Raw genomic sequence first — 25,193 nt, 5'->3', positions numbered from 1 at the left:
CCTCCCTCACTTTTCAACGTCGTCGGCCGGAGTAGGTCCTTTCGCCACCGGCAGGTCGTAGGAGCACCAGTCGCTCCAACTGCCGGGGTACAGTTTGGCGTCGGTCCGGCCGGCGGCGTGCAGGGCCAGGAGGTTGGTGCAGGCCGTCACGCCGGAGCCGCAGTAGACGATGATCTCCTGTCCGTCCAAGGGGGCAAACCGCTCCCGCAGCCGTTCAGGCGGCAGCATCGTGCCGTCCGCGGAGAGATTGTCCTTGTAAAAGAAGTGCAGGGCGCCGGGGATGTGTCCCGCTTTCGGATCGAGCGTTTCCTGTTCGCCGCGGTAGCGTTCGCCGGCGCGGGAGTCGAGCAGCGCCGTCCGTTCGCCGCGTTCCTGCACGCCGCGGATGTCCACCAGCATGTCCGGCTGCAGACGGGGGACAAAGGTGCGCGGGGCGGGAGTGGGCACGTCGGCCGTCACCGGGTAGCCGGCCCGCTTCCAGGCGGCAAATCCGCCGTCCAGCACGGCCGCCTTCTCGTGCCCCAGGTAGCGGAGCAGCCACCAGAGCCGGCCGGCCATGGACATCTCCTGGTCGTCGTAGGCAATCACGGTGACGCTCTCGTCAATACCCGCGCGGGACAGCCGGGCGGCGAGCGCTTCCGGATCGGGCAGCGGATGGCGTCCGCCATGCGTCTGTTTGGGGCCGGACAGGTCCCGCTCCAGATGGAAATAGAGGGCGCCGGGGATGTGCTCCTGGCGGTACTGTTCCTCGCCCAGGGCGGGGTTGTTCAGGGCAAAGCGGCAGTCGATAACGATCAGCCGGTCGTCCTGCAGGTGTTCGTACAGCCAACGGGGGGTAACGAGCGGTTGCATGATTCACCCTTCTTTCTTTTTTCTTCCATGATAGCAGATGGGTTGTCCCCGCGGCTATAACCGCGATCGCGTTTCCGAAAATCAGCGGGATGCGGAGGATTTCACGCAAAACGCTCGCAGCGGACCATTTTCTCAATGTAAGAACAGGAGGGTTCCAACTAGAACGGGACCAAAGTCACATGAAAAATCTGCCAAAATCATATTGACAATGATTATCACTATCAAATATAATTTCTTCGTAACAATAATTGAAAATGATTTTCATTATTAACAAAATGCCTTATTGGGAGAGAAGGTGCCGATGATGAATCGTTCAGGAATCGAATGCAACCGTACCAGCACCCCTGTTTCTGATTCCATTGTTGCTTGCGTGGGAAACACTCCGCTGGTTCACCTGAAGAGGCTGTTTTCGGGCAGCCAGGTGGACGTTTTCGCCAAGCTGGAGCTGATGAATCCCGGCGGCAGCATGAAGGACCGTCCGGCTCGCTATATCATCGAGCAGGGACTGAAGGACGGTACCATCCATGAGAAAACGCACCTGATTGAAAGCACCTCCGGCAATCTGGGCATCGCCATCTCCATGATGGCACGCGTGCATGGATTGACTTTCACCTGCGTGGTCGATCCCAAGATTACCAAGACAAACCTGGCCATTCTCAAGCAGCTGGGAGCCCGTATTGACATGGTTCAGGAACCGGATGACCAGGGAGGGTATTTAAAGACGAGGATCAGGCGTGTACAGGAACTGCTGCAAACGACTCCAAACGCCTATTGGATCAATCAGTATGCCAACGAGAACAACTGGAAGGCGTACTACTACGGCACAGCCAGCGAAATTTTGGAACAAGTCAGCGGCTCGATTGATTACCTCGTCATGGCCGTCAGCACAACCGGAAGTATTCTGGGAACGGCGAGACGGATTCGGGAAGCGTATCCACACGTCAAAGTGATCGCCGTCGACGCGGTCGGTTCCGTCATCTTCGGAGCGCCTCCCGCCCCGCGCGAACTTCCCGGCATCGGTTCCAGCCGCGTTCCGGAGCTCCTCAGGAGGGAGGAAATCGACGAGGTTGTCTATGTGAACGACGCCGAATCGGTATCGGGCTGCCGCGACCTGTTGGCTGCCGAAGGGATTTTTGCCGGCGGCTCGTCGGGCTCGGTCATCGCGGCCATCCGGAAGATCATCGCGTCGGTACCGGCCGGTTCCCGCGTGGTCACGATTCTCCCTGACAGGGGAGAACGTTATTTGGACAGTGTGTACGATGACGCCTGGGTGCAAAAGCTCAGCCGCTCAACCGTATCGGTATGACAGCAAAAGGAGAGGAAATCGACATGTCTCGCCATCATTCCATCTTGTATTTGAGCAAGGAAGACATCATCGCGCTGGGAGGAAACGCTTCCGATCTGTACGTCACGGCTGTAAGCAGGGCGCTGGAGCTGCATGCCAAACGCGATTTCGTGCAGCCGCTGAAACCGTACCTGCGCGTCAACGAAAACGACGGGCATATCGCCGACCGCATCATCGCGATGCCGGCCTACATCGGCGGAGAAGCGCCGGTGTCGGGGCTGAAGTGGATCGGAAGCAAGCACGACAACCCCAGTAGGAGGGGAATGGAACGCGCCAGCGGCCTCATCATCCTGAACGATCCCGAGAGCAACTATCCGATCGCCGTGATGGAAGCCAGCCTGATCAGCGGCATGCGCACCGCAGCCGTGACCGTCATTGGAGCGCGTTACCTGGCGAAAAAAGGATTTGAACGTGTCGCGTGCATGGGATGCGGCGTGATCGCCCGCATGCAGCTTCGGTCCATGCTGGAACAGTTTCCGCAGATTACCGCCATCCATCTCTTTGATCTGAACCCGGAAGCCGCTCGCGCATTGGCCGATCACTTGCGGGAAACGTATCCGTATGTAACGTTCGTGATCGCTCCGGATGCAGAAAGCGCAGTCCGGGCAGGGGAAGTGGTCATCACGTGCACAGTGGTGGACCAGCCGTACATTCCGTATGAATGGCTGCAAAAAGGGGCGTTTGTCAGCAACATTTCCATCATGGACGTACATAAAGAAGTGTTTATCAAGGCGGATAAAGTGGTCGTGGACGATTGGGATCAGGCAAACCGCGAGAAAAAAGTCATCAACCAGCTCGTTCTGGAAGGGAGGTTCTCGCGGGAGCAGCTTCATGCCGAGCTGGGGGAAATTCTGATCGGAGCGAAGGCCGGCAGGGAATCGGATGAGGAAGTGATCATCCTGAATCCGATGGGGATGGCGGTAGAAGACATTGCCAGCGCACAGGAAATCTACCGGAAGGCCGTCGCGGAAAACAAAGGCACCCGGTTACCTCTGTAATCCCGCCTGAAAGGAGGTACACCACGGATGGCTACCACGAAAGCGGAAAACATAGTGTTTTGCGATCTGATCAACGCGATGCTGCACGAGAATCTGCTGGGATTTCGGGAAAAGGGGATCGTGTCGTCCGCATGGATGAACGCATCGGGCAGCGGGCCGTACCCGCTGGACGAAGGGGAACGCTACTTTTATGTCCCGCTGGATGGGCAGCGAACGGTGATGTTTCGCGTATTCCCGCGGCGTTTTCTTCAAGCGTACAAGATCAGCCGATTGCCCGTCGTGCTGCTGACGGAGCGGGAAGGCAGCCTGACTGCGCAAGAGCTGCATCCGGCAGAATTCATGCGCGTCGTTGCCGATTCCGTATCCGAAGCGGAGCGTGCCGCCGCCTTGACCAACGTGCACGACTTTCTCGACGAATTGAGCGATGCCGTCCGGCATACGGAGCTGTCGCTTGCGGCCATGAGAGAGCATGCTATAAAACGAAATGAGTACGATTCTCCCTTGCTGCAGATGGAGCGGTTTTCCGCCCTTCGGGATCGGCCCTTTCATCCGACTTCGCGGGCGAAACGCGGGTGGAACGACGACGACTATCAGCGATACAGCCCGGAGTTTGGCCAATCATTCGGCCTGGATTGGATTGCGGTACGGCGCGATCATATCCAGGCGAGCACAGGTCAAGAGGCGGCCGCCTTCATCCTGAATGAATCGGAACGCGAGACGCTTCGCCTGGCAGCCGCACGTGCCGGCATCGACGACGAGAATTATCTACTGCTCCCCGTTCACCCCTGGCAGATGGAGCATGTGCTGCCGTCGCTTTACCAGACCGAGATGGCCCGAAAGATTTGCGTACCGGTCATTCGAGGGTTGGGCGCGTTTCAGGCGACGTCGTCCGTTCGCGCGCTGGCTGCCCCGGGAAATGAACAATACCACGTCAAGGTGCCGATTGGCATCTATTCCCTGGGAGCACTGCGTGTGCTTCCGCCGCGTTACCTTCACAACGGACAAAAGGGGCAGGCCTTGCTCAGGCAGCTCATCGAAAAAGACGCCCTGCTGCACAAACGGCTGCGTGTGTGCGACGAGTCCAACTGGTGGGGATATTCCGAACCGGACGGCGATCCGTTTGCTGACAAGCCGGGGCATCTCGCCTGCCTCATCCGGGAGTATCCGCGCGATCTGCTCGAGGATGAGCAAGTTGACCTGATCCCCATGTCTGCCCTGGCGGTGCTGGATCGCAGCGGGGAAAATCCGGTATTCGCCCAATGGGCGGCGAAGCGGTTTGGTGTGCAGACGGGCAAAACCGAGGTGCTGGCGCTGTTTCGCGAGATTGCCCAGGTCTTTGTCGAGACGACGCTCACGTGCTTCCGGTATGGAATCATGCCGGAAGTTCACGGCCAGAACGTGCTGGTGATCGTTCGGAATGAGCGGGCCTGCGGCTTGCTGCTGCGCGACCATGACACGATTCGCGTACATCTCCCGTGGCTGGAGCGGGAAGGCCTGGCTGATCCCGCGTATGTGGTCAAGCCGGGTACCCCCAACAGCCTGATCAACGAAACACCCGCCCACCTGCTCTCGTATTTTCAAACGCTCGGCGTGCAGGTAAATCTTTACGCCATCGCGGATGCGCTGTCCGCCTCGTACGCCATCGAGGAAGCCCTGTTCTGGCAGGAGATCAAAAGCGTGATCGGCATGTGCCTGTCCCATATCGATGTTCCGTCTGCGGTGCGGGACGTACTGCAGCAGCAGTTGGTGGAAAGCGAGACATGGCCTACCCGCCTGCTGCTGACCCCGCTCTTGAAGCGAACGGGAACAGGCGGAGGCAGCATGCCCGCCGGTGTCGGGACAACGATAAATCCGCTGAAATGTGTAGGGGCCGAAGATGAATCCATCCAGCTTCGCTGATCGAAACTTTCGCATGCTGTGGACGGGCCAGTTTTTCTCCATCTGCAGCTTGACCGTCATGGTTCCCCTCCTGCCCTTTTATCTCGCGGAGCTGGGAGCGGTGACCCCCGAAGCGAACGGGTTATGGACGGGGCTGTCCCTGGCGGCTCCCGCCGTGACGCTGTCGCTGTCTTCCCCGGTCTGGGGAAAGTACGGGGATCGCTTCGGAAGGAAGTGGATGGTCGTCCGGGCGCTGATCGGGATTGCGGCCAGTCTGGGATTGATGGGTCTGGCCCAAACCCCCATGCAGTTTTTCCTGGCGAGACTGCTCCAGGGCGCGTGCGGAGGGGTGGTGGATGCCGCCGCTGCCTTTACCGGATCGCAGGCGAGAGAGGGAACGGAAGGCCGCGTGATGGGAAGCCTGCAGAGCGCTACTGCGGCCGGTTCCCTCTTGGGGCCGCTTGTTGGCGGAACGTTGACGGATGTGTTCGGCTTTCGGCCGATTTTGTGGGCGACGGCGCTGCTGCTTGGTTTTTGCGGATTGGGGGCGGCGATGGTGCTGAAGGAACCACCTCGGGAGATGCACGTCCCTCATCGGGAGAACGTGTCGCTGCCTCACGCGTGGAGAAACGTGCTGCGGCACCGCCGAATGCGAAATGTCCTGGTGGCGGGGATGCTGGCTCAATTCGGAGCGTTTGGATTGGTGACGGTGTTTGCCCCCCGTGTGCAGGAAATGGTCGGATCTGCGTACGCCGCCAGTTGGGTGGGCGTGCTGCAGGCCGTGACCTGGGGCGCAACATTGTTCGGCTCCCTGTGGTGGGGGCGTTGCAACGACCGGATCCAGGTGGAAAAAAACGTGTGCGCCGCCTTGGCGGGATGCGGCGTAAGCGTGATGCTGCAAGCCATCCCGGCGAGCGTGGGCTGGTTGATTCCGCTGCGCGTCCTGCAGGGATTTTGCTTTGCCGCCCTGGTTCCGTCGATTTTCCTGGTGGTTGCAAAAGCGTCCCATGAAAAACAGAGGGGGGTTAACATAGGGATCTCCAATTCCGTTCTCGTCATGGGGCAAATTGCCGGCTCGTTATGGGGGGCCGCATTTGCCGCCTATCTTCCCATGGAATGGACATTTGCGATCATGGGGTTCTCGTTTATGGCAGGGGGTGTTTGGCTCGTCGCAAGCACCCGGCATGCCGTGTCCACTCCGTCCTTTACAACCATCATGATGAGGTGGAGAACGAACGATGACAAACAAATCGATCTCTGACACCGTTCACGCGTCGATCGATATCGGGCGCGTACGGGCTGAAACAGCAGCGGCGGAGAGACTGCTCAATGCGTATCTGCGTGAAACGGGCGCAGCGGATCCCAGACTGTCCCCGGATGATCCCCGGCTGGGAGACCTTCCTGCCGAGATTCTGGAGGAGATCACCGGACAGGGTGCGCCGATGCAAGTCGTGCTGGAGGCGACAGGAGTTGTCCTTCTGGGTTCGGTTTCCTATTACTCGCCGTTCGGCCATCATCGCTACGGCCGTTCGTTTTGGATCGCCCGGAACGACACCGCCGATGTCACGCGGATCGGCCACTGCCGTGAATTGGCCAAGGCGCTGCTGAATGAACTCGCGGCGTCCGCGACCCTTCCGCTCTCGCGAACCGATCTGGTCGACACGCTCTTGTCCCACCTGGAGAACTCGCTGGAGAAGACGCGCACATACGTCGAACGCAGTCTTCGGGAAGGCCGCTCCTTCTCGCAGTTGTCGGGTGCGGATCGCTTTTCTGCGGCAGAGCAGTCGCTCGTGTACGGGCATCCGTTTCATCCTGCTCCCAAGAGTTCGCAAGGCTTTTCGGCAGAAGATCTGCGCAGGTACGCGCCGGAGATGGGAGCGTCGTTTGTCCTGCACTACTTCGCCTGCGCGCCTGAAATCGTGCGGGAAGTGACTGTCGGTCCCGACGCGGCGGACGAATCATGGGCTCCTGCGGGGGTGCGGGAAGCGGCCGCGCAGCAGTTGGGGCCTTCCCGGCAGCATTACCGGCTGATCCCCTGCCATCCCTGGCAGGCGAACCACCTGAAACAATGGGGGGACGTGCAGGACCTGCTGGACAGCGGACTGCTGGTTGACCTGGGAGCACTCGGGGGGAACGTTTACCCCACATCGTCTGTCCGGACGGTGTGGGACCCGCGGCACCCCTATTTTTTCAAGCTGCCGCTGAATGTGCGCATCACCCATTTCATCCGTGTCAATCCGCTTGATCAATTGGAGCGAACGATGGATGCCAGCCGCGTGCTGGCGTTTCTGGCCAACCAGATGCCGTTTTCCGCGTTTACGATTTTGCTGGAAGCGGGGTATCGCACGATTGCGCCCGCCCATGTGACTGCCGAACAGCGGGAGAGACTGACGGAGAGTTTCGGGGTGATTTTCCGGGAGAATCCGATCACCGCACCTCAAGACGACGAGGTGCCCATCGTGGTCGCTGCCGCGCTGGAACAGCCGCCTTACGCGGAAGTGCCGCCGATCATCGAAGCGGTGCGAATGGCCGCCCGTCAATGCCCGCATCTCTCCTGGAGCGAGCTGTTGGAAAAATGGCTGAGACAGTATCTGGAGATGTCCCTTGTGCCGCTGTTATGGCTGTTTGTGGAACATGGCGTCAGCATGGAAGCGCACGTCCAGAATTCGATGGTCACGCTTCGCGACGGATGGCCGGTTCATTTCTACGTCCGCGATCTGGAAGGGGTCAGCATCGGGCGTACGCGCGCTCGCCAGCAGGCGATGTTCCAAAACCGGCTGGCGGAAGACAGTCCCGTGCTCTACACGGAGGAAGAAGCGTGGAATCGTTTCAAGTATTACGTCGTGGTCAATCATCTGGGCCATCTGATTCACACGCTGGCCTGCTGCGGGTCGACGGAGGAAACCGCTCTGTGGAAGATCGTGGCCGAGGTTGTTCACACATCGCCAGCCTTGCAAAACGGCAAAGACATCCTGCTCGATCTGATGCGGAATGAAGGACTGCCTGCCAAAGCCAACCTGATCAGCAGCTTTCATCAGCGCGGCGAACGGCCGTTGTATGTGACCATACCAAATCCGCTTGCACATGTTGGGGGGAACGTATGAATAACACACGCGTAGAGTTGGGGCATGATTTCGCCGACCGGGCATCCATCGTGGAAGCGGCGATTCAGTCAGACCAGTTTGTGGCGGTGCGGCGGCGAATTTTCCGCCAACTGCTTGAGGCACTGCTGTTCGAAGGCGTGATTGCCGCCGAGACGGAGGAAGCGGACAGCGAAGTGGTTTTCCGCATCCCGACCCAATCTGAAACAGGCGAACCGGTTGTCTACCTGTGCCGGGGACAGCGGCGATTTACGTTCGGACGAATCCGTCTGTCCGACACGCCGATCATCCGCATGGCTGGTGACGACTGCCGGGAAGCGGAATCACTCGCTCAATTCCTCCTGGAGATTCGCCGGTCGGTGGGAGCTGACGAAGGCCGACTGACGGCGTTCATCAACGAGCTGGAACATACGCTTCTCAACGACACGCTGGCGCAGCACCAGCGCCATCTGGAGGGAAGAGCGCTGCAGGCAGGCGGTTACGACGAGCTGGAAGGCGACATCATGGACGGCCATCCGTACCATCCCAGCTACAAGTCGAGAATCGGGTTCGATTACGAGGATCACTACGAGTATGGTCCCGAGTTCAAACGAGAGCTGCGTCCGCTCTGGGTGGCGGTGGCGAAAACGCATGCCCGTCTTGCGATCGCACGGGACCTGGAGTATCAGCGCTTTCTGCGCGAGGAGCTGGGAGAACGGCTGTTTGCCCGGTTTGCCCAGAAGCTCAGGAGCCGCTCTCTTGATCCGGACGACTATTGGTTTGTGCCCGTCCATCCCTGGCAGTGGAAAACCATCATCACGGTGCTGCTGGAGGATGTGCGGGAGAATCGTCTGGTGCTTTTGGGCGCATCCGAGGACGCTTATCGGCCGCAGCAGTCCATCCGAACGCTGGCCAACCATACGTCACCGGAAAAATCGTATGTCAAGCTGTCGATGAGTCTCATCAATACGTCGACCGGCCGCATCCTTGCGCCCCATACGGTATCCAATGCGCCCGCCATCTCCGATTGGCTGCGGGAGCTCGTCATGGCAGACCCGTTCCTGCTCGATGAGGCACGAGTGGTGCTGCTGCGCGAAATCATGGGGATTTCTTACGATCGTCCCGCCCTGTCCGATGTGGTGCAGTCCAAAACCTACGGCGTTCTGAGCTGCATCTGGCGGGAGAGTTTGCACCGCTTCCTGGAGGAGGGGGAAGAGGCCCTACCATTCAACGGTCTGTGCTCGGTCGATCACAGCGGTCGGCCGTTGATCGAGCCGTGGATTCGCCGATACGGAGCGGAGGCGTGGTTGACCAGGCTGTTTGAATCGAGCGTCCTGCCGATTGTCCATATGCTGTACGCCCATGGAATCGCCCTGGAGTCGCACGCGCAGAACATGGTGCTCATCCATCGGGAGGGAATGCCGGAGCGAATCGCACTGAAAGACTTTCACGACGGCATCCGTTTTTCCAAAAAACTTCTGGCCCAGCCGGACAAATGCCCGGCGCTGCTCGGTACACCGGAATACCATGCGCGGGTCAACCGCAATTCCTTCATCGAAACGGACAACCTGGCAGCGGTTCGCGACTTCATGCTTGACGCCTTTTTCTTCATTAATATGGGGGAGCTGGCCTTATTCATGGCGGACGCATTCGGCTACCCGGAGCAGACGTTCTGGGGCTTGGTGCGCCAGGTGATCGAAGCGTATCACAAGCGCTTTCCCCATCTGGCGGAACGCTATGCCGCATTCGATCTGTTTGTGCCCGTGATCGAGGTGGAGCAGTTGGCAAAGCGCCGCTTGTTCCCGGACACGGAGCTGCGGGTTCACAACGTGTCCAATCCCTTGGCGTGGTTGGCGTAACCACGCGGCGAAGGGAGAGTGTGTAAAGTGCTCAAGGAAAACGCGCTGAAACGCAAACTGAAAGAAGGAAAAGCCGTGTACGGCTTGTTTTGCTCGATTCCCTCCCCTGTCATGGTCGAACTGATCGGATGTGCGGAGTTTGATTTCGTGATCATTGATACCGAGCATGTCCTCATCAATCCGGAGACGCTGGAAAACATGATCCGGGCTGCCGAAACGGCCCATCTCACCCCGTTGGTACGCGTGGCCGATTCCCGGCCGGGAACGATTCTGCGCGTTCTGGACAGCGGCGCGCAGGGCGTGGTGGTGCCGCATGTCCAGAGCAGGGAACAAGCGGAGAGCATCGTCCGTTTCAGCCGGTACCATCCGCTGGGAAGCAGGAGTTTGAACAGCGGCCGTCCCGGGGCGTTTGGCAAGAACGACCTGGTCGCTTACATGGAGCGGGCCAATGCAGAAATCATGGTCGTCCCCATGATTGAGAGCAGGGAAGGGGTCGATCGGATTGACGACATCCTGTCAGTCTCCGGTATCGACATGGTGCTGGAAGGAGCGGCCGACCTCTCGCAATCGTACGGGGTGCCGTGGCAGACGCGCGGGGATACGGTGAAAGCGGCCCTGCGCCGGATCCACTCGGCCGCCGTTCGCCATGGGGTACCGTACTGCGCCATCCCGCGCGCGGAAGAGGACATGGCGCTGTGGTGGGAAAAAGGGGTGCGGGCCTATGTGCTGGGTGACGAGCGGGGCATTGCGTTCCGAGCGCTCCGGCATCAGCTTCGCACGTGGAAAGACCGGGAGAGAACGCGTGCGGAAGAGGACCGCTCATGAACCGCGTTGATCAAGGCTGCCGCTGGCTTGGCAGCTCAGCCATCCGTTTCTGGACGAAGACTGGTCGTGACGGGGACAGGAGGAGGTAAACATTGATGAATGTACTATCTTCGTTACAGGTGATGGAAGCCGAACGAATCTGCCTGCATGAAGAGCATGAACCTGCGAGGTTGGATGACACCTGCTCCGCTCTTTGCCAAGACGGCGTGCTGCGCCATCCGCCGCTGGCCATGCGGATGAAGGACGGGAGATACCTGATCCTGGACGGCGCCCATCGGACGGCAGCCCTGCGCCAGATGGGCTGCAGATGGATACCGGTGCAAGTGGTGGATCCTGCGGACTTTCGACTGGAGGCCTGGGATCATCTCGTGCCGATGGGGACATGGCTGTACGGGCTGCTGCATGATGCGTCCCTGCGCTGGGAAGCCGAGCGGCGCCACAAGCAGTTGGTGGCGGAGGTGATGTATCCGAGCGGGAAACGGCTCTATCTGTACGCCAGGGAGAAATCGCATGACCGCTCTGAAAAACTGCACGCCTGGCATCGGATTGTCGGTGCGTACAGCAGGAAATACGCGGTTCAGCGAGTCGCGCGGGGCAGCGTTTCCCTGCCGGAGGAAGGAACCGTCTGCCTGCGCTATCCTGTTTGCACCATCGAGGAAATCGAAAAAATCGTTGCGTCCGGGCAGGTCATGCCGGCGGGCGTGACGCGATTTCTTGTCAGCGGCCGCCTGCTGAACCTGAGAATTCCCCTTTTCCTGTTGACAGGCAGCACCTTCAATCACCAGGAATGGGAACACTATCGGAAGCAGTGGGAAGGGGCGCTGCGCCTCTACGCCGAAGCGGTATATCTTTGCGAAAAGGAAGTCGTGGCCGCACAAACCCCGGCAGAATAACCGTTGATGCGAACTCCCTCGCTGCCAATGGCAGGCGGGGGAGTTTGTCTTTCATCCGCATCCGGCCGGATGCGCGCAGTCGTCTGAGGCAAGCGCCGGGAGTACGGCCTGTCCCGCAGCGGAAACAAAACGACGCCATTGACAAGACGTGCATCGTGCGTGTAAAGTGAGTGTGTTATTTCTTGTATCTTCAAATAATCAAAGATTCAAAGAGAAGAAGGGTTGCAGACATGAAGTGGACGGGACGATTTGCGGGTTACAACGCGGAGTCATTCCGGAGAGACTGCCTGTCGGGATTGATTGTGGGGATCATTGCCATTCCGTTGGGGATGGCATTTGCCATTGCATCCGGGGTGAAACCGGAGTACGGCATCTACACCACGATCATCGCCGGGATTCTCATTTCCATGTTTGGAGGCTCCCGGTTCCAGATTGGCGGTCCCACTGGCGCATTCATTCCCATTTTATTCGGGGTTGTCATGCAGTACGGATATGAAAACCTGCTGATTGCCGGTTTTTTGGCGGGGATCATGCTTGTGCTGATGGGGCTTTGCCGGATGGGAGGCCTGATCCGCTATATTCCTCGCCCGGTGACCATCGGATTTACCACCGGGATCGCGGTCATCATTTTTAGCGGACAGATTGCCAATTTCCTGGGCCTTCGCGATATTCAGAAACATGAGGATTTTCTTTCCAACATGAAGGAAATCGGGATGCACTTGTCCACGGTGAACGTCTACAGCGTAATCACGGCCGGCATATGCCTGGCCGTCATCCTGATTACACCGCGGCTGTTCCCAAACGTTCCCGGATCGCTGGCGGGACTTGTCATATCGAGTGTCGTTGCCGCATTATTGTTTGAGGGGAAAGTGGCGACCATCGGTTCCACGTTTGGCCCCATCCCCAGCACGCTGCCGAGCTTTCACTTCCCTGACGTGACGCTGGAACGAATCGGGCAGCTGCTGGTTCCCGCCTTCACGATTGCGATGCTGGGCGGTATCGAATCCCTGTTATCCGCCGTTGTGGCGGACGGGATGACCGGCACGCGGCACAACAGCAATCGGGAGCTGATCGGTCAAGGCATCGCCAATATGGCGGCTCCCTTGTTCGGAGGCATTCCGGCGACCGGAGCCATCGCTCGAACGGCGACGAACATCAAAAACGGGGCGGTGTCCCCGATGGCGGGGATCATTCATGGACTGGTGGTACTGCTCGTGCTGATGCTGTTTGCTCCGTACGCGTCGCACATTCCGCTGGCCAGCATGGCTCCCATTCTGATGGTCGTCGCCTGGAACATGAGCGAACGCAGGGAATTTTTCCACGTTCTCCAGTCAAAGACCAGCGATTCCGTCGTGCTGCTGGTTACGTTTCTGCTCACGGTGTTTACCAACCTGACAACCGCTGTGGAAATCGGGTTGATCCTTGCGGTGATCCTGTTCGTGAAGCGGATGGGCGAACTCATCACGGTACACAAGGTGCTGCCCGATCCGTCTTCGAAACATGCAAAGGTAAGGCCGCACATGGTCACGGAAGGGCACGATTGTCCGCAAATCAGCATCTTCACCGTGGAAGGAGCGCTCTTTTTCGGTGCGGCATCCACGTTTGAACAATCCGTGATGCGCACCCTTCAGCATCGTCCGAAGATTTTGCTGCTCAGAATGGGAAAAGTGCCGTTCATGGATACGACGGGTGAATCCAAATTGGCCAGTGTGGTGAAAACATGGAAAAACAACGGGGGGATGGTGCTGATTTCGGGCATCCAATCCCAGCCCAGGGAAGTCCTCAAGCGTACCGGACTGTATGCGTACATTGGCGAGCAGCATTTCTTCGACCACACAGGGGACGCGATCAATTTCGCCCTGGCCCGCCTGGATCAGAACCGCTGTACAGGGTGCCGGCATTTTGCCTTTCGGGAATGTGCGGGTTTGTCGAACCCTGAGCTTTCGCCGAAACAGGCGAACCCGGACATGCATCCGGCCCATCAGGTGTAACGAGCGAAAACGAACGGCGTCTATACGAAGAGGAGAGCGGCGGCACCTGGCAGTATTTCATGAGAGGAAAATGAAAAATGGGGGGATCGGTCGTTGAATTTGGAACTGCAGCAGTTCAAAGCAGATTTTTTCAAGGCTCTGGGGCATCCATTGCGGATTCGCATTCTGGAGCTGCTGTCAGAAGGGGACAAAAACGTCAATGAGCTGCAAGCGTTGATCGGGAGCGAAGGCTCCGCGGTTTCCCAGCAGCTCGCGATTTTGCGAAACAAGAACATCGTGTACGGGACCAAGGATGGAAACAAGGTGACGTACTCGCTTCGTGATCCCATGATTATCGAACTCTTGGCCGTCGCTCGGCAAATCTTTAACAACCATTTGATCGACACGATTTCGATGTTGGATCGGTTCAATGAAGAATAAGACAGACAATGCGCAGCCCTTGGTTTTGCCGGCAGGCAGGACCAGGGGCTGATTCGTCTGGCTGCCCGATTGCATAGGTGATTCATCGGGGATGTACAATGTCACGGTACTCCCATAAAACATAGTGGTTGACTAGGATATACTGCCTATCGTATATTATTTTCTGAATTTACTTGATGAAGATTGTGAATTTCCTCACAAACCCATAATTGGGTGTAAATGTAATTCATATTATGCGCATAGAAATAGTATGTATATGGAGGGGGACAACATGAAAAAGATTCTGGGTGGACTTGCTTCCGGCCTGCTCGTTCTGGCGTTGGCCGCATGCGGCGGAAAAACGGGCGGTGCACTGGATGAGAAGAAAATCGTCGTGGGGGTTACGTCCGGCCTGCACGAACAGATTATGGAAAAAGTAAAGGAAGTGGCGGCAAAAGACGGCGTGGAAGTGGAAATCAAGGCGTTTTCCGATTTTCAAATGCCCAATGTTGCCCTGGTGGAAGGGGAGATCGATGCCAACAGCTATCAAACCATCCCCTTTCTCGAAACCTACAAGCGAGAGCACAACGCGGACCTGACCGCTGTGGGAGAAACCGTCCTGAATCCCATGGGCATGTATTCCAAAAAAGTGAAAGACATTTCCGAGATCAAAGAAGGCGATAAAATTGGCCTGCCGAACGATCCGACGAACTGCGACCGGGCGCTGCATCTCTTCCAAAGCGCCGGACTGATCAAGCTCAAGGATGGCATCGAAGGGGAAGCGACTGTGCTGGACATTGCGGAAAATCCGCGCAAGCTGGAGTTTGTCGAGCTGGACGCCGCGCAAATCGCGAAGCAGTTGGACGACCTGACTGCCGCCGCCATCAACACCAGCTATGCGCTGAAGAACAATCTCAATCCGGGGCGCGATGCCATCTTCCTCGAGCAGAAAGAGTCCAAGCATCATAACGTCATTGTGGTCCGGACCGAAAACAAGGATGATCCCGTGGTGCAAAAACTGGTGAAGGCGTACCGCTCCGACGAGGTGAAAGCATTCGTCGAAGAAACGTTCCAGGGATCGGTAATTCCGTTGTGGTAAAATCCCGGGCCGCCCGTGAAGCTTCATTTCGGTGAAGCTTCCTTTCTTGTACCGGATGGTGCTGCGCAGCACCGACGGGGACGGGTTTTCCGGGGGGACGGAACAGGGAGGTACAGTGCAAGCGTGATCAAGCTGACAAACGTGTCCAAACATTTTCATACGGAAAAAGGCATCGTTCGTGCGCTTACCAATGTCTCGCTCGAAGTGGAAAAAGGGGAAATCTTCGGAGTAATCGGGTACAGCGGCGCAGGCAAAAGCACGTTGATCCGATGTGTCAATCTGCTGGAGACCCCGACGTCCGGGACGGTTGAAATCAATGGCACGGATGTCACCCGTCTGCCCGAACACGAGCTCCTTGCGATCAGGCGAAAGATCGGGATGATTTTTCAAGGGTTTCACCTGCTGAAGACAGCCACGGTCTACGACAACATCGCGATCCCGCTTCGCCTGATGGATGTCGGTCAACAGGAAATCGACAAGCGTGTGGGCAAGTATCTGAGCATCGTCGGATTGGAAGACAAGCACGACGCCTACCCCAGCCAACTGTCCGGGGGACAAAAGCAGCGGGTGGCCATTGCCCGTGCGTTGGCGCAGGAGCCGGAACTGCTGCTCAGCGATGAGGCGACCAGTGCGCTGGACCCGGAAACCACCGAGTCGATTCTGGAGCTTCTCCTCACGATCAATCAGGAACTGGGGATCACGATTCTCCTGATTACCCATGAGATGAACGTGATCCAGAAGATTTGCGACCGTGTGGCGGTGATGGAAAAGGGAGAAGTGATTGAACAGGGGAGAACGGTGGACATCTTCACCAATGCCAGACACAGCACCACCAAACGGTTCGTCAACGGGACCTATCACCGAGAGCTGCCCCCGTCCCTGCTCAGGGAACTCCGGGAGACCGGGCCCGTGGTCCGACTCTCCTTTGTGGGGGAAAGCACCGGGAAGCCGGTGCTGGCAGCGGTCAGCAGGAAGTTTGACGTTTCTCCCAATATCCTGGCCGGAGGAATCATCCAGTTGAAGCAGGAGAAGATCGGGTCGCTGGTGGTCCATCTGCAGGGAGAGGGCGAGGAGACGAAGAAGGCGATTGCCTTCCTGGAGGAACAAGGAGTAAACGTGGAGGAGATGGAGAGCGGCCATGTCTGATCTGCAAGAATTTGTCCAGGAACGCCTCCCCATTATCGGGGAATCCGTGGTGCAAACCTTTCAAATGGTGTCCGTATCCCTGCTGTTCTCCGTATTGATCGGCCTGCCCATGGGCGTGCTGCTGATCCTCACCCGACCGGGAAACGCATGGGAGAATCGCTTTGTCTATCAACTCCTGAACGTCGTGATCAACGTCATCCGGTCGATCCCCTTTATCATCCTGCTGTTCTTCATCCTGCCGTTTACCAAGCTGGTGGTGGGAACAACGATTGGGGTAAAAGGGGCGATTGTCCCGTTGATCGTGCATTCCGCGCCGTCCATTGCCCGCCTGATGGAAAGCGCCTTGCTGGAGGTGGACAGCGGCGTGGTCGAAGCGTACAAGTCGATGGGCATCCGGACGCGGGACATCATTTGGCACGTGCTGCTTCGGGAAGCCCGTCCCTCCATCGTGTTGGGCCTGACCATCGCGGTGATCAGCCTGGTCGGCGCCACGGCCATGGCGGGTCTGGTCGGCGCGGGGGGGCTGGGTGATCTGGCGTACCGCTTCGGGCATTTGCGTTACGAAGTGGATGTCATGTACGTCACCGTGTTCATCCTGATTCTCCTCGTACAGGGCTTGCAGACCATCGGCAACCGGATGGCGGCGAAATACAAGAAAGACTGACGGCACGTACGAAAGGAGCGAGCGATGTGGGAGAACAGCATCTGTTTGTGGAAAAGGAAGGGGCCGTCGCCACGATTGTGCTGAATCGGCCGGAAAAGCGGAATGCCCTCAATCTGGAGATGTGGGGCACCTTGTCCACGCTGCTGCAGCAGTTGGAGGAGGACCGGGAGACGAAAGTGGTGGTCATCCGCGGGGTGGATGACACCGCCTTTTCCGCGGGAGCGGATATCAGCGAGTTTGTATCCAATCGGTTTTCCCCGGAACAGGCGAAACGCTACAACGACCAGTCCATGGGAGCGGTGGACCGGCTGCACCGCTTTCCCAAGCCAACCATTGCCATGATCCAAAAGTACGCGGTCGGCGGCGGGCTGGATATTGCGCTCTCGTGCGATTTTCGCTTCAGCTCGGAGGACGGCGTCTTCGCCATTACGCCGGCCAAGCTGGGGATTGTGTACAATCTGACCAGCACCAAGCGTCTGGTGGATCTCGTCGGTCCCTCCAGGACCAAGGAGATCCTCTACACGGCCAGATCGCTGGATGCGCACGAAGCCTACCGGATCGGCCTGGTTGATCGCATTTATTCGCAGGATGAGATCGTCGGGCAGACCTACGCATTTGCCCGCCTGCTGACGGAGCGCTCCCAGGTGTCCATACGCGGAACCAAAAAAATGGTGCAGGCGATTCTGGACGGCCATATCGAGGAAAGTCCGGAGCTGGCGCAGATGGTACTGGAATCGTTTCACTCGGAGGATTACCGGGAAGGCGTACAGGCGTTTTTGGAGAAAAGAAAACCGCGATTTTCGTAAAGGGAAAGGAAGCGAACAGCAAATGGTGGAAGCAGAAAAACGGACGGCAACCGCACTGTTTACCAAAATCGACAAGGACACACAGTCACTGCCCATCTCGAGCGAGGATTGGGAACAGCGGGCACGAGCGATACTGCCCGACGGACCGTTCGATTACATCTGCGGCGGATCGGGAGCGGAGGAGACGCTTGCGGCCAACCGCACCGCGTTTCAGCGGTGGGCCATCGTGCCGAGAATGCTCCGGGACGTGTCCGACCGCACGCTGAGCATCACGCTCTTTGATCAACACCTGGACACGCCCATTCTGCTGGCCCCGATCGGCATGCAGGGCATCGCCCATCCGGAGGGGGAGCTTGCGACTGCACGGGCGGCGGCTGCCTATGGCGTTCCGTTCATCGTCAGCACCGTGTCCACCTATTCGTTGGAGCAGATCGCCGAGACCATGGGGGATGCGCCCCGCTGGTTCCAGCTCTACTGGTCCAATGACCGGGAGGTGTCCGCCAGCATGGTGCGGCGGGCGGAAGCGGCCGGGTACGGTGCCATTGTGCTGACCGTCGACACGATCATGCTCGGATGGAAGCGGCGGGATTTCCGGAACGGGTATTCGCCGCTCAAGGAAGGCAAAGGACTGGCCAACTACATCAACGACCCGGTCTTCTGCTCCCGGCTGCCGGTCGTCAACCAAGAGACTGCCGTGCAGGAAATTCTCCGCAATATCTATCACCCGGCATTGAGCTGGGAGGACATTCGCTTTTTGCGGCAGCAGACCCGCCTGCCGATTTTGCTCAAAGGCATTCTGCATCCCGAAGATGCGAAGCTGGCCGTCGAGCATGGAGTCGATGGCCTGATCGTCTCCAATCACGGGGGACGGCAGTTGGACGGAGCCATCTCCAGCCTCGATGCGCTGCCGCCCATTGTGGAAGCGGTGGGGGGACGAATCCCTCTCCTGCTGGACAGCGGGATTCGCACGGGAGCGGACATCATCAAGGCGCTCGCGCTGGGAGCAAATGCCGTCCTGATTGGACGTCCGTTCCTGTACGGCCTGGCTGTTGCGGGGGAAAAAGGGGTAGCGCGCGTCATCGATACGCTGATCAGCGAGTTGGACGTGTCACTGGCCTTGTCCGGCAGCAAATCCGTCAGCGACCTGAACCGCGGCATTCTCACTCGCCTGTAATCCACTGCGGGAGGCGTCCAACATGCAGCAAGCGTTGCAAAACATGAGAGTCGTTGATCTGACGCAGGTGCTTGCCGGTCCCTACTGCACGATGGTGTTGGGGGATCTGGGAGCCGACGTGATCAAGGTGGAGAAGTATCCCGACGGGGACGACACCCGGACGATGAGACCGTTCGTGAACAATGAGAGCTACTGCTACATGATGGTGAACCGGAACAAGCGGGGAATCCGCTTGAACATCAAGGAAGAAGCGGGCCGCGCCATCCTGTATGACCTTGTCAAAACGGCCGATGTCTTTATCGAGAACTTTCGGCCCGGCACGACCCGCAAGCTGGGGATTGATTTTGAAACCCTGCGAGCCGTCAACCCCGGCCTGATCTACTGCTCGATCTCCGGATACGGACAAACGGGGCCGTACAGCCACAAAGGCGGGTTTGACATTATGGCACAGGGCCTGTCGGGGATCATGAGCATGACGGGTGAAAAAGGCGGCAGACCGGTCAAAAGCGGCATCGCCATCCACGACATCGCGGCGGGCGTTACCGCGCTCTACTCCATTTTGGCGGCGTATGTCCACAAGATGAAGACAGGTGAAGGCCAGTACATTGATTTGTCGCTGGTTGATTCGGGACTGGCGTGGACGGTATGGGAAGCGGCCGCCTATTTCGGGGCGGGGGAAGTGTCCGGGCCGAACGGGTCGGCTCACCGCGTCTCCGCCCCCTATCAAGGGTTCCGGACCAAAAACGGGCACATTCTGATCGGCGCGGCCAATCAAAAGCTGTGGGAGCGTTTTTGCCAGGACGTCATTGACCGGCCGGAGCTGATGGAAGACCCCCGGTTCCTCACAAACAGCGACCGCATCCGGCATGTGGACGAACTGGAAGCCATCATCCAGGAGATCATCATCCGCGAAGAGTCCCACTACTGGCTGGAAAAGCTGGACAAGGCGGGCATTCCGTCCGGTCCCATCTACCGGTATGACGAAACCATGAACGATCCGCATATCCGGGCGCGCGAGATGATCATCGAGTATGAGCATCCGGTTGCCGGCCCCATTGTGAATCTGGGGTTCCCCGCGAAGTTTTCCAAAACCCCGGGACAAGTCAGACGCCCGGCTCCCTACCTGGGCCAACACACCAGGGAAGTGCTCCGGGAACTGAATTATTCGGAAGACGCAATTCGGGAGCTGGAGGAGAACCACATCATCTGACAGCTTCCTTCTCCGTCCCAAGCGGCCCTCCGCCTCGGTTTTCTTTGCGAGGTGGGGGGCTGCTTTTTCATGACGGGTGCGGCGGCGCCAAGTGGATGAGCTGCTCATCACGTTGGCCGTGATGCGATTTGCGGATCGTCTCCGGACTAGCGGGCTGCTCTTCCGACGCGGCCACAGCCGGAGACAACCCGGGCAGTCAAGCGGGCGGAGCGCCGGCAGGCGTGAAAAAGGTGGTGGTGGGGACCGGGACGGAGTTTCCCAACATCTGCTTCATCGACGCGAACGGCAAGCTGACCGGGTATGTATAGTTCCGAAAATGACCTCCGCCGTTCGGGCGGTAAAGACGGCGGAACATGTACAGACGCTGCTGTCATGCCTGTAGAGGGTGGCAGCCAGCCTGAAGTCCTGCTGTTTCCCATGAAAAAAGGCGCACGTACGCAGAACGGGAAATGGTGCTGTCGTTCTCCCCGTCAGTCGGGTACAATGATCGGGGAGAAGGGAGCGAAAGGAGAAACGTCTGTGAAACGTGTCGTGCGCTATTTCCTGGAAGGACTGCTGTACGTCATCCCCTTGGCCGCCACCGTCTACATTTTGTACACCATCTTTGTCACGGTGGACAGTTGGCTGGGGCTGCCCGTGCCGGGAGCGGGATTCCTGCTGACGATCGCGGGGATTACGGCCATCGGCTTTCTTGCGTCCAACGTCCTTACGCGCGGGCTGCTCTCGTTGGTGGCCGCCTTGTTTGAAAAAATGCCGGTCATCAAGCTGATTTACTCGGCGATCAAGGATCTGATCGGCGCATTTGTGGGGGAAAAGAAAAGTTTTGACAAGCCGGTGCTGGTCACGCTCACCCGTGACGGCCACGCCAAGGCGATCGGCTTTGTCACCAGAGAGAGCCTGGAGGCGTATGGCCTGCATGACCATGTGGCCGTCTACCTGCCGCAGTCGTACAATTTCGCCGGCAATCTCCTGCTGTTTCCCAAAGAGCAGGTGCAGCCGCTGGAGGTGGACAGCTCGGAGGCGATGACCTTCCTCGTCTCCGGCGGGGTGTCCGGAAAACAGCCCAATATCGAACAGACCCCTTCCTGACTGATATTATCCCCTTTAAGTAGACAGTAAAGGATAAGCCCCTTTACAGTTTACTTGGAGGGGATTTCTTTATGGGGAAAGTAAGGCAGACATTCCCACTGGAAGTGAAACTAAGAGCCATACAACTATACGAAGAGGATGGAATGGGATCGAAAGCTATCGCAAAAGAACTTGGGCTCACTTGCCACAAAATTGTCCTGAGATGGGTGAAGCATTACCAAAACGAGGGTTTTTCCGGACTTGAGGAAAAACGCGGTAAAAGCATAGGCCCGTATACAGGAAGACCAAGGAAACGTCCCTTAAGCTTAGAAGAGGAAAATATGAGGTTACGAGCGGAGAATGAATATCTAAAAAAGTGGCTTGGACTCGAAAGGCGGTGAAGAATCAAAGAGGACAAACCAAAGCCTACGCCATCATAAAGGAACTGTCTGAAAGATATCCGATTCTTTTGCTGTGTTCCCTCGCAGGTGTTTCGCGAAGTGGTTATTACAAGTGGGTAGCCCGGCAACAGGATCTGTCTCGCAAGATGGTGGAGAATGAGGATTTGAAGGCAAAGATTTTGGAGTGTCATCAAGAGGTAAACAAAATATACGGTTATCTTCGAGTAAAGGTGTGGCTTCGCCAAAAGTATGGGATTCATGTGAATCATAAGCGGGTGTATCGACTCATGAGGGAACTAGGCATCCAGGCTTGCATTCGGAAGAAGCGAAAACATTTCGGCCGCAAAGAGAAGGTCGTGATTTCCGAAAACAAACTGAACCGTGAATTTACTGCTTCACGTCCGAACGAAAAATGGGTAACGGATATTACTTACGTAATCTTCAATGGACGCCGACTGTATCTATCCGTGATTTACGATTTATTCAACAACGAAGTTGTTGCCTACAAAATGAGTAAGAGGAACGATCTGAAACTAGTGATAGACACAGTAAAGGCAGCCATAAAAAAAGGAGATGTGAGTGGGGTCCTGTTGCATAGCGATCAAGGATTCCAATACACATCCCGACAATATAATCACCTACTCCAACAATATAACATCACAGTGAGTATGTCCAGAAAAGGAAATTGTCTGGACAACGCTTGTATCGAGAGTTTTTTCAGCCATCTGAAATCAGAGTGTCTGTATTTGCACAACTTCCAAACGGATGAAGAAGTACAAAACGCCATTCGTAGCTACATTCGTTTTTACAATCACAAACGTTTTCAGTCCCGTTTAAACAACCTGAGCCCGGTACAATACCGAGCTCAGGCAGTTTAAAACTATAGGGCTTGTTAAAGTCTGTCTACTTGACAGGGGTAAGACCAGACGGAGAGGGGTCTGTTTTTTGCGTAAAAAGGAATTGATCTTGAATCAAAGCCGTCAACTGCTGAAAAAGCCGCTGCGGCTGGAGTGCTTGCGGCGGTAGTGCGCGTGGCCGTAAGAAGTGTGACCGGTGTGGCCGAAGGGGCCGCGGTGGCGGTAATCGCTGCTGCTGTATCGGCGGTGTCCGCCCGTTTTCATCAGCAGGCCGGCCCCCTTTTTCAGCAGGGCGATCACCACGACCGCCGCGATGATCAACAGCAGCAGGCCGATGCTGAGTATGGCGAGAATGACTGACATGCTCATCGTCTCCTTGTCATGTGGGTCTACCTGTTTGTACGAACGGGCCGGCGTCCGGTTTCAGGAGAACGGCGAGCCTACGATTCCGCGTGCAGATATTGTTCGTACGGCGTGTAATCGATCTGTTTTTTTTGCAGGTGCTGAATCAGCCACTTGTGATCCCGCTTCGGCGTGGCGATGATGTAGCCTTTGACGATCAGCTCGATGGTGATGGTCGTCGCCTTTTCCTCCAGGGCGAGCTGGCCGATCTTCGCCGCAATCGAGCGGCGGGCCACATCGCGGAACAGCTTCGGCACCGGCTCCACCAGTTCGTTGAGCAGCGCAAGCCCTTCATCCGTCCACATGGAGCGGGTCTGTTCGATATAGTAGTCCTGCCAGTCCAGATCGGATTTGCCGTCCTGTTTCGGCATGGATTTCAAGAACTTGCGGAACATGAAATACCCGCCGATGCCCATCAGCGCGACCAGAACAAACGTCCAGCCGATGATAAACAAGGAAAAACCCGTGGACATTTGCATAGCGTGTGCAACACCTCAATCCTGTTCTTCTAAGCGCAACTATAGCGCATTTCACGCTTTCCAACAAATCTTTTTTCCACGCGCTGTACGCCGCTCTCACCAGGGGTGCTTGGATACAGCGTACTAGAAGCGCAGGCTGTTTGCAAACGGACGGGCCGGCCGGCAGCGGCGAGCGAAAGGCGGCATTCCGTCCGCGTTGTCGGGCGGATGTGCAGAGTGGGCGGTTTGCTCTTCCCAAGCGCACATACAATTTAGTATTATTAGAATGAGACTCAAAAGGAGCTGACGCCCATGTTCAAGCTAGGACAACGTGTCGTCATCGTTGCTGACTCCTTTGAACAAGGGATGCCGATTGGTGAATACGGGTATCTGATTGGTCGTGACCGAAATCCCGACAGCGCGTTTGCGTGGATTGTACGCATTCCGAAGATAGATAAGCAGTACGCTGTGCCGGAAGAGGACATCGCCTTGGAAGAGAAGCTGATCGAGCAGGAGGCGGAACGCATCCAGCGGGAAGCTCTGCTTGACTTTGCGCTGGCTACGCGCAACGAGGCCCTCTTCCGCCAACTGATGGGCATGCAGGACGAAGCAGCGGACAATGGCGACCCTGTTAAGGAATCGATGGAAGAGTTCATTCGCAAAGTGAACATAAAAGCCTGGATCTAACGGGGGCCCATGGACAGCGAACGGTTTCCTTTCGGGGAAATCGTTCTTCTTCTTGGGGACATTTCCCTGTTTGACATGGCACAGAGACGAAAGCGAGGCTGTTGCATGTCGGAATTTGTGACGTTTACTAACGAATTTGGCCAAACGATCCAGATGTCGCGCGAAGATTACCAGAAGAAAGTGATTCCGAACTATCTGGACAAGTACTGGGACGAGAAGGAAAAGCTTCGCGATTTTGCGATGGGGCTGGTGCGCGACCAGTTCACCGAACAGGCGGCCGTCGCGGCCGATCGCCTGCTGGAACTGTACGGACCGATCGAGTCTGCGCTCATTTTTCGCGCCGTGGTGCACATGCAGGCGCGCGAGTTCGACAAGGCCAAGACGATGCTGATCGACTGTCTGGAGCGCTTTCCCACCTCCGGCACCGCCTGCACCAATCTGGCCAAAATCTACGCGTTTCAGGGCGAAGAGGCCAAAGCGTTTGAAACCCTGGAAGCCGGGCTGTTCAAGGACCCCAATCAGGAAAACGGGCTGAACATGTACGTGGAAAGCTTCCTGCAGTTCAGCAAGCGGGACGAGCTGAAACAGCGGCTGGAGGCGCTTGCCGCCAAAGAGGGGGCGTGGATGCCGCAGCTCCACATGGCGCGCCTGTTCCTGACGGAGGGCAATCTGCTGAAGGCGATGCAGTGGTACAGGCAGGCCATCGAGAGAACCAAGGGGAAGGACGAAGTGGTCATGACCGTCACCGGCGAGCTGGGACAAGCCGGGTACGTCTATCAACTGATCCAGATCTGCGAGGAGTACTGGTCACCCGCGTTCCCCTTTCCGTACGCGGGGTTCAACTACGCCAACGCGCTGCTGGCCACCGACCAGAAGGAGAAGGCCATCGCCGTGCTGCGCGAGATGCAGCAGCATCTGCCCGACAAGTACAAGCCGATGGTGGACCATTTTTTGGCCCGGGTGCCGGGAGCGCAGGAGACGGAAGCGGCGATGCGGGAGCAGGCGCAGACGGTACCCAGACAGGAAGAATCGAACAAAAAGAGCTGGTGGAAGTTTTGGCAATAGCCCGCTTGCGTCCAGGTGTCCGGCAGTACGTACGGC

25 protein-coding genes are annotated in these 25,193 nt (G+C 57.4%); 22 read left to right on the top strand and 3 right to left on the bottom strand.

What is annotated here, in order from left to right:
• Positions 1–6: 6 nt before the first annotated feature.
• A complete protein-coding gene (locus tag A6764_RS14415) occupies positions 7–852 on the bottom strand; it encodes a sulfurtransferase (protein WP_143862039.1) in 846 nt (281 codons plus the stop codon).
• Between the two features lie 301 nt (positions 853–1,153).
• Between A6764_RS14415 and sbnA the strand changes: the two genes are divergently transcribed.
• From sbnA to A6764_RS14315, 20 genes are all read left to right on the top strand, one after another.
• The gene (gene sbnA, locus A6764_RS14410) at positions 1,154–2,158 is read left to right on the top strand and encodes a 2,3-diaminopropionate biosynthesis protein SbnA (protein ID WP_065066160.1); all 1,005 of its coding nucleotides are present in this window, start codon (positions 1,154–1,156) and stop codon (positions 2,156–2,158) included.
• 23 nt (positions 2,159–2,181) lie between these two features.
• Positions 2,182–3,195 (top strand): 2,3-diaminopropionate biosynthesis protein SbnB, encoded by a 1,014-nt coding sequence (gene sbnB, locus A6764_RS14405; RefSeq protein WP_065066161.1) that lies wholly within the window; start codon positions 2,182–2,184, stop codon positions 3,193–3,195.
• Between the two features lie 27 nt (positions 3,196–3,222).
• Positions 3,223–5,094, top strand: a complete 1,872-nt coding sequence (locus tag A6764_RS14400; RefSeq protein ID WP_065066162.1) for an IucA/IucC family protein — start codon at positions 3,223–3,225, stop codon at positions 5,092–5,094.
• Entirely contained in the window at positions 5,072–6,334 is a 1,263-nt protein-coding gene (locus tag A6764_RS14395; protein ID WP_065066163.1) for an MFS transporter, read from the top strand. Before A6764_RS14400 ends, A6764_RS14395 begins: the two co-directional genes overlap by 23 nt.
• Positions 6,312–8,177, top strand: coding sequence for an IucA/IucC family protein (locus tag A6764_RS14390; protein ID WP_083989694.1), 1,866 nt, complete (start codon positions 6,312–6,314; stop codon positions 8,175–8,177). Before A6764_RS14395 ends, A6764_RS14390 begins: the two co-directional genes overlap by 23 nt.
• Complete coding sequence (locus A6764_RS14385; protein ID WP_083989695.1) at positions 8,174–10,012, top strand: IucA/IucC family protein; 1,839 nt, start codon at positions 8,174–8,176, stop codon at positions 10,010–10,012. The genes A6764_RS14390 and A6764_RS14385 overlap by 4 nt, the downstream gene beginning before the upstream one ends.
• Before the next feature lie 27 nt (positions 10,013–10,039).
• On the top strand, positions 10,040–10,837 hold the full coding sequence (locus A6764_RS14380) for an HpcH/HpaI aldolase family protein (RefSeq protein ID WP_044900176.1): 798 nt from the start codon (positions 10,040–10,042) through the stop codon (positions 10,835–10,837).
• A 95-nt stretch (positions 10,838–10,932) separates the two neighbouring features.
• A complete protein-coding gene (locus A6764_RS14375; protein WP_081656529.1) occupies positions 10,933–11,730 on the top strand; it encodes a ParB N-terminal domain-containing protein in 798 nt (265 codons plus the stop codon).
• 230 nt (positions 11,731–11,960) lie between these two features.
• On the top strand, positions 11,961–13,721 hold the full coding sequence (locus A6764_RS14370; protein ID WP_065066164.1) for a SulP family inorganic anion transporter: 1,761 nt from the start codon (positions 11,961–11,963) through the stop codon (positions 13,719–13,721).
• 93 nt (positions 13,722–13,814) lie between these two features.
• Complete coding sequence (locus tag A6764_RS14365; RefSeq protein ID WP_029099336.1) at positions 13,815–14,141, top strand: ArsR/SmtB family transcription factor; 327 nt, start codon at positions 13,815–13,817, stop codon at positions 14,139–14,141.
• Positions 14,142–14,412: 271 nt separating this feature from the next.
• Positions 14,413–15,219: a MetQ/NlpA family ABC transporter substrate-binding protein gene (locus tag A6764_RS14360; RefSeq protein WP_029099337.1), complete on the top strand. Its 807-nt coding sequence runs from the start codon at positions 14,413–14,415 to the stop codon at positions 15,217–15,219.
• 123 nt (positions 15,220–15,342) lie between these two features.
• The gene (locus tag A6764_RS14355) at positions 15,343–16,365 is read left to right on the top strand and encodes a methionine ABC transporter ATP-binding protein (RefSeq protein ID WP_065066165.1); all 1,023 of its coding nucleotides are present in this window, start codon (positions 15,343–15,345) and stop codon (positions 16,363–16,365) included.
• A complete protein-coding gene (locus tag A6764_RS14350; RefSeq protein ID WP_044900181.1) occupies positions 16,358–17,029 on the top strand; it encodes a methionine ABC transporter permease in 672 nt (223 codons plus the stop codon). The genes A6764_RS14355 and A6764_RS14350 overlap by 8 nt, the downstream gene beginning before the upstream one ends.
• A gap of 26 nt (positions 17,030–17,055) precedes the next feature.
• On the top strand, positions 17,056–17,835 hold the full coding sequence (locus A6764_RS14345) for an enoyl-CoA hydratase/isomerase family protein (protein WP_029099339.1): 780 nt from the start codon (positions 17,056–17,058) through the stop codon (positions 17,833–17,835).
• 22 nt (positions 17,836–17,857) lie between these two features.
• A complete protein-coding gene (locus A6764_RS14340) occupies positions 17,858–19,009 on the top strand; it encodes an alpha-hydroxy-acid oxidizing protein (RefSeq protein WP_065066166.1) in 1,152 nt (383 codons plus the stop codon).
• A 22-nt stretch (positions 19,010–19,031) separates the two neighbouring features.
• Positions 19,032–20,219: a CaiB/BaiF CoA transferase family protein gene (locus A6764_RS14335; protein ID WP_065066167.1), complete on the top strand. Its 1,188-nt coding sequence runs from the start codon at positions 19,032–19,034 to the stop codon at positions 20,217–20,219.
• 128 nt (positions 20,220–20,347) lie between these two features.
• Complete coding sequence (locus A6764_RS14330; RefSeq protein WP_065066168.1) at positions 20,348–20,527, top strand: hypothetical protein; 180 nt, start codon at positions 20,348–20,350, stop codon at positions 20,525–20,527.
• Between the two features lie 211 nt (positions 20,528–20,738).
• Entirely contained in the window at positions 20,739–21,308 is a 570-nt protein-coding gene (locus A6764_RS14325) for a DUF502 domain-containing protein (protein WP_035298064.1), read from the top strand.
• Positions 21,309–21,379: 71 nt separating this feature from the next.
• Positions 21,380–21,688 carry a transposase gene (locus A6764_RS14320; RefSeq protein ID WP_065068439.1) on the top strand — a complete coding sequence of 103 codons (309 nt, stop codon included), beginning with the start codon at positions 21,380–21,382 and terminating at the stop codon, positions 21,686–21,688.
• Positions 21,685–22,566 carry an IS3 family transposase gene (locus A6764_RS14315; protein WP_264622264.1) on the top strand — a complete coding sequence of 294 codons (882 nt, stop codon included), beginning with the start codon at positions 21,685–21,687 and terminating at the stop codon, positions 22,564–22,566. Before A6764_RS14320 ends, A6764_RS14315 begins: the two co-directional genes overlap by 4 nt.
• A gap of 102 nt (positions 22,567–22,668) precedes the next feature.
• Here the strand turns inward: A6764_RS14315 and A6764_RS14310 are convergent, their stop codons facing one another.
• Together A6764_RS14310 and A6764_RS14305 are read right to left on the bottom strand one after the other, a co-directional pair.
• Positions 22,669–22,908, bottom strand: a complete 240-nt coding sequence (locus A6764_RS14310; RefSeq protein ID WP_065066171.1) for a hypothetical protein — start codon at positions 22,906–22,908, stop codon at positions 22,669–22,671.
• 77 nt (positions 22,909–22,985) lie between these two features.
• A complete protein-coding gene (locus A6764_RS14305; protein WP_029099357.1) occupies positions 22,986–23,420 on the bottom strand; it encodes a DUF2621 domain-containing protein in 435 nt (144 codons plus the stop codon).
• A gap of 297 nt (positions 23,421–23,717) precedes the next feature.
• Between A6764_RS14305 and A6764_RS14300 the strand changes: the two genes are divergently transcribed.
• Positions 23,718–24,092, top strand: coding sequence for a hypothetical protein (locus A6764_RS14300; RefSeq protein ID WP_029099358.1), 375 nt, complete (start codon positions 23,718–23,720; stop codon positions 24,090–24,092).
• 105 nt (positions 24,093–24,197) lie between these two features.
• Entirely contained in the window at positions 24,198–25,157 is a 960-nt protein-coding gene (locus A6764_RS14295; protein ID WP_065066173.1) for a tetratricopeptide repeat protein, read from the top strand.
• Positions 25,158–25,193: the final 36 nt, after the last annotated feature.

Origin of the sequence: Brevibacillus sp. WF146, from assembly GCF_001673705.2 — a bacterium.
In the GTDB taxonomy this organism is placed as follows: domain Bacteria; phylum Bacillota; class Bacilli; order Brevibacillales; family Brevibacillaceae; genus Brevibacillus; species Brevibacillus thermoruber.
This window is presented reverse-complemented; position numbering and strand designations above follow the sequence as displayed.